The organism is Achromobacter sp. 1011791174, from assembly GCF_059760925.1.
The window spans coordinates 1-7,337 of the sequence record NZ_JCBANH010000159.1 but is presented as its reverse complement, the minus strand read 5'-3'; the positions used below and the strand labels follow the sequence as shown (position 1 = coordinate 7,337).

Genomic DNA, 7,337 nt, shown 5'->3' with positions numbered 1-7,337 from the left:
GAGCGCTTGCGCGCTCCCCCTCAAGGGGGCATGCCCACGGACCGGCGAAGCCGGCTCCGTGGCATCCCGTTTGCCGTGTTTTGATTGCAGCAGTTATCGCTTGAGCCGCATCAATGTTGAGCCGCCGTGCGGTCCCAAGTCTGTCGTAGCAGCAGTGTTATCCTTGCTCAGTCCATTCAACAGGAGTCATCGATGGCCAAGTCCTCCAAGAAGATCACCAGTGTTCCGCGCATCAACATCGGCATTTCCGACAAGGATCGCGCCGCGGTTGCGGGCGAGCTGTCCAAGCTGCTTGCGGATTCGTACACGCTGTACCTGATGACGCACAACTTCCACTGGAACGTCACGGGGCCGATGTTCAATACGCTGCACCTGATGTTCATGACGCAGTACACCGAGGAATGGAACGCGCTGGACAGCATCGCCGAGCGCATCCGGGCGCTGGGCCACTACGCGCCGGGCACGTACCGCGAATACGCCAAGCTGTCGTCGATCGCCGAGCCGGACTCGGTGCCGGAAGCGCTGGAAATGGTGCGCCTGCTGGTCAGCGCCAACGAGTCGGTCGCCAAGACCGCGCGCGCCGCCTTCGAGAAGGCCGACGCCGCCAATGATCAACCCACGGCCGATCTGCTGACGCAGCGCCTGGACGTGCACGAGAAGAATGCCTGGATGCTGCGCAGTCTGCTGCAGTGATTCGGCGCGAGCCGCGATAGCGCGGCCGATCAACCCCGCCACGCACCCTCGCGTCGCGGGGTTTTTTTGTGGACCTCCAGGATGGACAACTCCGTCCGGGGGAGAAGGCGTGTATCGGCGAACGCCGTGTGGCGCGTTTCAGCCCTGGTGCGACAAGGGGCGCACGGGTACCGGCGAGATGCGCTCGGGCGGCGGCGAGACCCGCCACGACGAGCGCCGGCGTAGCGCGCCCAGCAGTTTCAGGCCCTGGGGCCAATCGCCCAGCCCGCTGTCGGCGTTGATGTGGCCGGCGCCGGGCACGACCACCAGGCGGCTGCCCCAGTGTTCCGCGAACAGGCGCGCGCGCTCCAGGCGGCAATAGGGATCGTTGTCGCTGGCCACCACCACGCTCTGGAAGGGCAGCGAGGTCCGGGGGATCGGCGCGAAGCCGCGCAGACAGTCCGGGGCGTCGGCGCGTTCCACGTCTGCCGGCGCCACCAGCAGGGCGCCCGCCACCTTGGCGCGCAGCGGCACCGGCAGCGCGGCGCAGGCCAGGCAGCCCAGGCTGTGCGCGATCAGCAGCACCGGACTGCGGGCCTTGTCCACTTCGGCCGCCACGGCGGCGGTCCATTCGGCGCAGGACGGCTGTTCCCAGTCCCGCTGCTGCACCCGTATCGCGTGCGGCAAGGCGTCCGCCCAGCGGGATTGCCAGTGTTCGGGTCCGGAGTTTTTCCATCCGGGGACGATGATCGGTTGGAGTCTCATGGCGGCCATGATGCCGCGCCGGCTTAGTAACGCAAACGAATAAATCCTCTTTTGCATATATCCCTGAAGGCATAAGGGAAATGCGGGAAAGTGATGCGTCCCATCAAGTTTTCCGCACAAAAAAAGGCGGGCCGGAGCCCACAATGACAGTGATCTTTCAGTGTATGCTTTGCCGTGCAAACGCATAGCAGCCGGGCGGAATTCACTGATAAAGCCGGCCTACGCCCGGTGAAAACCAACGATTACATGCCAATAGAGGAGTCCACTCATGAAGCCAGCATTCCGTCTGACCCCGGTCATCGCCGCCTTGGGTGTTGCCGCAGGGTTGACGTTCGCAGCGGGCGCGCAAGCCCAGACGATCAAGATCGGCGTGGTCGGCCCGACCACCGGCCCGGTCACCCAGTACGGCGACATGGTCCGCGAAGGCGTTGACACGGCGGTCGAGCGCATCAACGCCGCCGGCGGCGTCAATGGCAAGAAGCTGGAAACCGTCGTCATCGACGACGGCTGCGAACCCAAGCAGGGTCCGGTGGCCGCCAACCGCGTGGTCAACAGCAAGATCGGTTTCGTGGTTGGCCACGTCTGCTCGGGCGCGACCATCGCCGCCGCCGACGTCTACAACAACGAAGGCGTGGTCATGGTGACCCCGTCGGCCACCTCGCCGGCGCTGACCGACGGCAAGAACTACGAGTTCATCTTCCGCACCATCGGCCGCGACGACCAGCAGGGCCCGGCCGCCGCCAAGTTCGTCCTGGAGAAGCTCAAGCCGAAGAAGGTCGCCGTGCTGCATGACAAGCAGTCCTACGGCCAGGGCATTGCCACCGCGGTCAAGAACGACCTCGAGAAGGGCGGCATCCCGGTCGCGATCTTCGAAGGCATCAACGCCGGCGACAGCGACTACTCCGCCGTCATCACCAAGCTCAAGAGCGGCGGCGTGGACTTCGTCTACTACGGCGGCTACCACCCCGAAATGGGCCTGCTGCTGCGCCAGGCGGCCGAACAGGGCGTGAAGGCCAAGTGGATGGGTCCGGAAGGCACGGGCAACCCGGACATCAACGCCATCGCCGGCGACGCCGTCGAGGGCATGCTGCTGACGCTGCCGGCGGACTTCAGCCAGAGCGCCGCCAACGCCGAGATCGTGAAGGCCTTCCAGGCCAAGAAGCGCAACGCCGCGGGCGCGTTCCAGATGACCGCCTACACGGCCACCCTGGCCATCGCCGACGGCATCAAGGGCGCTGGCAGCGAGGATCCGGCCAAGGTCGCCAAGTTCCTGCACGCCAACACGCTCGACACCCCGATCGGCAAGATCTCCTGGAACAAGCAGGGCGATCTGACGAACTTCCAGTTCGACGTGTTCACCTGGCACAAGGACGGTTCCAAGACCGTCTACAAGTAAACCGGCGCATGCCGGAACCGTCCCCGGTCCGGGGAAGGGCTCGCGACGGGCCGGAAGCCTAGCTTTCCGGCCCGTTTCCTATTGGGCGGCCAGGCGCAGCGTCGCGCCTGTCCGAGGGCGGTCCGCCCTCGCGGACGGAGGGCCGAAACCGCCGATTTGCCTCGGTCCGTCCGGACTCGGGAACCGGGCCGGGCCGCTATGGTCGAACGCCGATTCCCGACTTTTGCGTAGAATGCGGCGCAATTGAACTCTTTTTTGTGGACATCATGACCAAGGCCCTGCTAGTCGAAGACGATCCCAAGCTATCGCGCCTGATTGCCCAGTTCCTGGAGCAACATGGGTTCAACGTGGCGCAGGCCTATCGCGGCGACCACGCGGTCGAGGCGTTCCGCAGGCACGATCCGGCCATCACCATCCTGGACCTGATGCTGCCGGGCCGCGATGGCCTGCAGGTATGCCGCGACCTGCGCGCGTTCTCTTCCGCACCCATCCTGATGCTGACCGCCCGCGAGGACGATCTGGACCAGATCCTGGGCCTGGAGTCGGGCGCGGACGATTACGTCATCAAGCCGGTCGAGCCGCGCGTGCTGCTGGCGCGCATCCGCGCGCTGCTGCGCCGGCACAGCCAGCTGGACGAACCGCCGGAGCGTCTGGAATTCGGCCCGCTGGTCATCGACCGGCGCACCCGCGCCGTGGTGCACGCGGGCGCGGAGGTCGACCTGACCACCATGGAATTCGAGATGCTGTGGGCGCTGGCCAGCCAGGCCGGGCAGGTGCTGACCCGCGACGACCTGCTCAATGCCGTGCGCGGCATCGAGTTCAATGGCCTGGACCGCAGCGTCGACGTCTGCGTCAGCAAGCTGCGCCGCAAGCTGGACGACGACCCGCGCGATCCGGCGCGCATCAAGACCGTGTGGGGCAAGGGCTATCTGTTCTCGCCCAAGGCACACGAGGGCGAGGATGCTTAAGTTCGTCCTGCGGCTCTTCGTGGTGCTGGCGGTAGGCTTCGTGATCTCCAACGAGATCGTGGACCGTTCCGCCAACTACCTGTTCGAGCCGGTCAGTGATGCCTATACGCGCGAATCGGTGCGCGGCCAGATCCACAGTCTGGTGCAGGAGCTGTCGCGCATCGAGCCGGCCTCCCGGCAGACTCACATCGACGACCAGCTCGCGCCGTACTACGGCCTGCGACTGCGGGTCGTGAACGCGCGCGATTACAACGCCAGCGACAAGGAACGGCAGGCCATCCGCGCGGGCGATTTCTTCATCCGCGACAAGATGCAGACCTTCGTGGCCGGCATCCCGGGCGCGGGCGGCCAGTGGCTGGAGCTCAAGCTGCCGCCCGAACCGTCGATCGGACCCTGGGTGATCGCGGCGGTCTATTCCGCGCTGGGCCTGCTGCTGTGCGCGTTCATGCTGGTGTGGGCGCTGCCCATCTGGCGCGATCTGGAGGCGCTCAAGACGGCGGCGCAGCGCATGGGCCAAGGCGACCTGCAGGCGCGCGCCCGGCTGTCGCGCCATTCCAGCATCGGCAATCTGGGTGAAACCTTCAACCAGATGTCCGAGCGCATCGGCGCCCTGATCAGCAACCAGCGCGAACTGACCAACGCCGTCTCGCACGAGCTGCGCACGCCCATCGCGCGCCTGTCGTTCGAGCTGGACATGATGGGCCGCGAACGGGACGAGGCCGCGCGCGCGCGCCTGATCGAGGAAATGAAGAACGACGTGGCCGAGCTGGACAGCATGGCCTCCGAGTTGTTGATGTATGCGCGGCTGGAGCACAGCGACGGCCTGGCGCTGCAGGCGCAGGACGCGCGCGGCTGGCTGGACTCCGTGGTCCAGCATGCCGATTTCGAGGCTGGCCAGCGCGGCGTGCGTTGCGAGGTGGCGCTATGCCAGGTGGCGCAGGTGCACCTGAACCAGCGCTACATGACGCGGGCCCTGCTGAACCTGCTGCAGAACGCCATCCGCTACGCCGGTGGCAATATCCGGGTGAGCCTGGTCTCGCCCGCGCCGCGCGAGTATGTGCTCATGGTGGACGATGACGGTCCCGGCATTCCTCTGGCGGACCGCGAGCGCATCTTCGAGCCGTTCATCCGGCTGGACGAAAGCCGCGACCGCGGCACCGGCGGTACCGGCCTGGGGCTGGCGATCGTCAGCCGCGTGGCGCGCTGGCACAACGGCACGGCCGAGGTGGTGGACAGCCCGCTGGGCGGGGCCCGTTTCATCATCAGCTGGAAGGCAGCCTGAGCGCTGCGACGCTGCCCGGAAGGCCGCTCTGGACGGGCATCTTCAATAAACTTCACAAACATCCTGTCCAATCTTTACAAACTCCATACAAAGCAGGAAAGAACGGAGCTTGACCCATCGATAGCATGACGGCAGTTCTCATCAGAGGCTTTGCCGCACGTCATGTTCCCGTTTGCCCGTACCCTTGTCCTAGGCGCATTGCTGGCTTTTGCCGGCGGTTGCCAGGGCGTGCCGCCGGCCAAGCCGCCGGCCATATCCAAGGGCGACTATCACGCGGTGGTGAGCTATCTCACCAAGCGCATTTCCCATGACCTGAGCGCGCTGGACGTGCCCGGGCTGTCGATCGCGCTGGTCGATGATCAGAAGCTGGTCTGGAGCGCCGGGTTCGGCTATGCGGATGAGGCGCGCCACCGCAGCGCGTCCAGCGACACGCTGTACCGCGTCGGTGCGATTTCCAAGCTGGTGACGGCGGCGGGCGTCATGCGCGCCGCCGACGACGGGCGCCTGGCGCTGGACATGCCCGCGGCGCAGGCGCTGCCGCAGTGGGAGATCCAGCCGCGCCGCGCGGCCATGCAATGGCTGGGTGCGCATCCGGTCACCGCGCGCAGCCTACTGACGCTGCGCCCGGACACGCCCGAGGACACCATGGGCAGGGCGCGTTCCGACATGGGCTATGCCTTGCTGGGCGACATGGTGGCGCACGCGGCCGAAGAGCCCTTCGACACCTATATGCGCCGCGCGATCCTGCGCCCGCTGAACATTTCCCGCGCCGGGTACCAGGCCGATGAGCGCATGCTGGAGCTGCGCGCCGCCGGCTATCGGCGCGGCAAGCCCTGGTCGGAAGCGCCTCTGGACAACGCGGCCGCCGAGGGGTTGTGGATGAGTTCGTCGGAGATGGCGCGCTTCAGCAGCATGCTGTTCGCCGAAGGCCGCTACCGCGATACCCGAGTGCTCAAGGCCGAGTCCGCGCAGGCGATCCTGAACCTGGAAACCGTGGCCGATGGCATCAGCCTGCCTTGCCGGCTGGCCCTGTCCTGGCTGGTCGCGCCCTGTGACGAGGACGGCGTCGCGGGCGACGCGATGCGTTCGCACAGCGGCGCTACCGAAGCCTTTCATTCCCGCTATGTACTGGCCCCGCGCGACAAGCTCGCCGTGCTGGTCATGAGCAATGCCGATACGGCCGAGCCGCTGGTGGCATCGGTTTCGACGCTGGCCATGACGCTGATGCGCCAGGCCAAGTACGGCGACGACGTCCGCTAGATTTGACGCCGCGTGCCGCGCGGCGGCTGTAAGCAGTACCTCCTCAACCTCGTTTCCCTGGAAGCTCTATGAAGCGATCTACCCTGTTAGTCCTCAAGCCGCGCCGCGTGGCCGCCGCATGCACCCTGGCCCTGCTGCCTGTCATTTCGATGGCGGCCGAGGATGGCGCCGGCAACGCTTCCGGCAAGCGCGGCGCCACATCTCGCGAACTGGAGGTCGCCAGGGGTGGCGCCACCGGCATGGTGCAGGACCAGTGGTCCTTCTACGGTACGGTGGGTGGCGCCTATGTGCCGCGTTACAGCGGCAGCGACGAGAGCGTCGCGGTGCCCGTGTTCGGCTTCGGCGTGCGCAGTCCCTACGGCATTTTCCTGAACACCGACCATGGCCTGGGTTGGGAAACCAACACGATGGGCAGCACGTTCCGCATCTATGTCGGTCCCAGCGCCTCGCGCAAGGACCACAAGAAGGGCCTGGAAGGCTCAAACGCGCTGCGCGGCATGGGCGACATCAAGAGCCGCGCGCAGGTCGGCTTCGACGCCGAGACCGACGTCGGCCCCGTGACGCTGTCCGCCTCGGTGCAGCACGCGTTCAAGAAGGGTGACGACCGGGATACCGGCAGCGCCTACACGCTGTTCAACCTGGGCGCCAGCGCCAAGGTCTATGACGGTCCGGCCGGCAAGATCGGCCTGTCGCTGAACAGCACCTTCGGCGACGGCAACTACATGCGCACCTGGTACGGCGTCAGCGGCCGCCAGTCGGCCAAGTCCGGCTATCGCAAGTACGAGGCCGAGGGCGGCCTGGAAAGCATCGCGCTGGGCGCGGTGTGGTCGTATCCGCTGAGCAAGTCCTGGACGCTGACGGCCGCCGCCGAGGCGCGCCGCCTGTTCGGCGACGCCAAGGACAGCCCGATCGTGAAGGAACGCAATCAGTACTCCGTCGGCACGATGGTCACGTACACGTATTGATGGAAGAGGGCGGGCGTATCCGCCCGCCC

7 protein-coding genes are annotated in these 7,337 nt (G+C 66.4%); 6 read left to right on the top strand and 1 reads right to left on the bottom strand.

The features are described 5' to 3' along the window. Window positions 1–192 precede the first annotated feature (192 nt). Window positions 193–693, top strand: coding sequence for a Dps family protein (locus AC6LJ5_RS29470; RefSeq protein WP_498142358.1), 501 nt, complete (start codon window positions 193–195; stop codon window positions 691–693). 138 nt (window positions 694–831) lie between these two features. On the opposite strand, the gene AC6LJ5_RS29465 is transcribed toward AC6LJ5_RS29470, so the two are convergent. Beyond that, entirely contained in the window at window positions 832–1,437 is a 606-nt protein-coding gene (locus tag AC6LJ5_RS29465) for an RBBP9/YdeN family alpha/beta hydrolase (protein ID WP_103276487.1), read from the bottom strand. Between the two features lie 268 nt (window positions 1,438–1,705). Here AC6LJ5_RS29465 and AC6LJ5_RS29460 point away from each other — a divergent pair, with 268 nt between their 5' ends. The 5 genes from AC6LJ5_RS29460 to AC6LJ5_RS29440 all read left to right on the top strand — a co-directional run bounded on the left by AC6LJ5_RS29460 (window position 1,706) and on the right by AC6LJ5_RS29440 (window position 7,308). Beyond that, window positions 1,706–2,833 (top strand): branched-chain amino acid ABC transporter substrate-binding protein, encoded by a 1,128-nt coding sequence (locus tag AC6LJ5_RS29460; protein ID WP_103274499.1) that lies wholly within the window; start codon window positions 1,706–1,708, stop codon window positions 2,831–2,833. Window positions 2,834–3,099: 266 nt separating this feature from the next. Continuing rightward, window positions 3,100–3,801: a response regulator gene (locus AC6LJ5_RS29455; protein ID WP_103276486.1), complete on the top strand. Its 702-nt coding sequence runs from the start codon at window positions 3,100–3,102 to the stop codon at window positions 3,799–3,801. Beyond that, the gene (locus AC6LJ5_RS29450) at window positions 3,794–5,083 is read left to right on the top strand and encodes an ATP-binding protein (protein ID WP_392411078.1); all 1,290 of its coding nucleotides are present in this window, start codon (window positions 3,794–3,796) and stop codon (window positions 5,081–5,083) included. The genes AC6LJ5_RS29455 and AC6LJ5_RS29450 overlap by 8 nt, the downstream gene beginning before the upstream one ends. A gap of 198 nt (window positions 5,084–5,281) precedes the next feature. Then, window positions 5,282–6,343, top strand: a complete 1,062-nt coding sequence (locus AC6LJ5_RS29445) for a serine hydrolase domain-containing protein (protein WP_233772440.1) — start codon at window positions 5,282–5,284, stop codon at window positions 6,341–6,343. 68 nt (window positions 6,344–6,411) lie between these two features. Beyond that, window positions 6,412–7,308 (top strand): MipA/OmpV family protein, encoded by an 897-nt coding sequence (locus AC6LJ5_RS29440; RefSeq protein ID WP_103274497.1) that lies wholly within the window; start codon window positions 6,412–6,414, stop codon window positions 7,306–7,308. Window positions 7,309–7,337 lie beyond the last annotated feature (29 nt).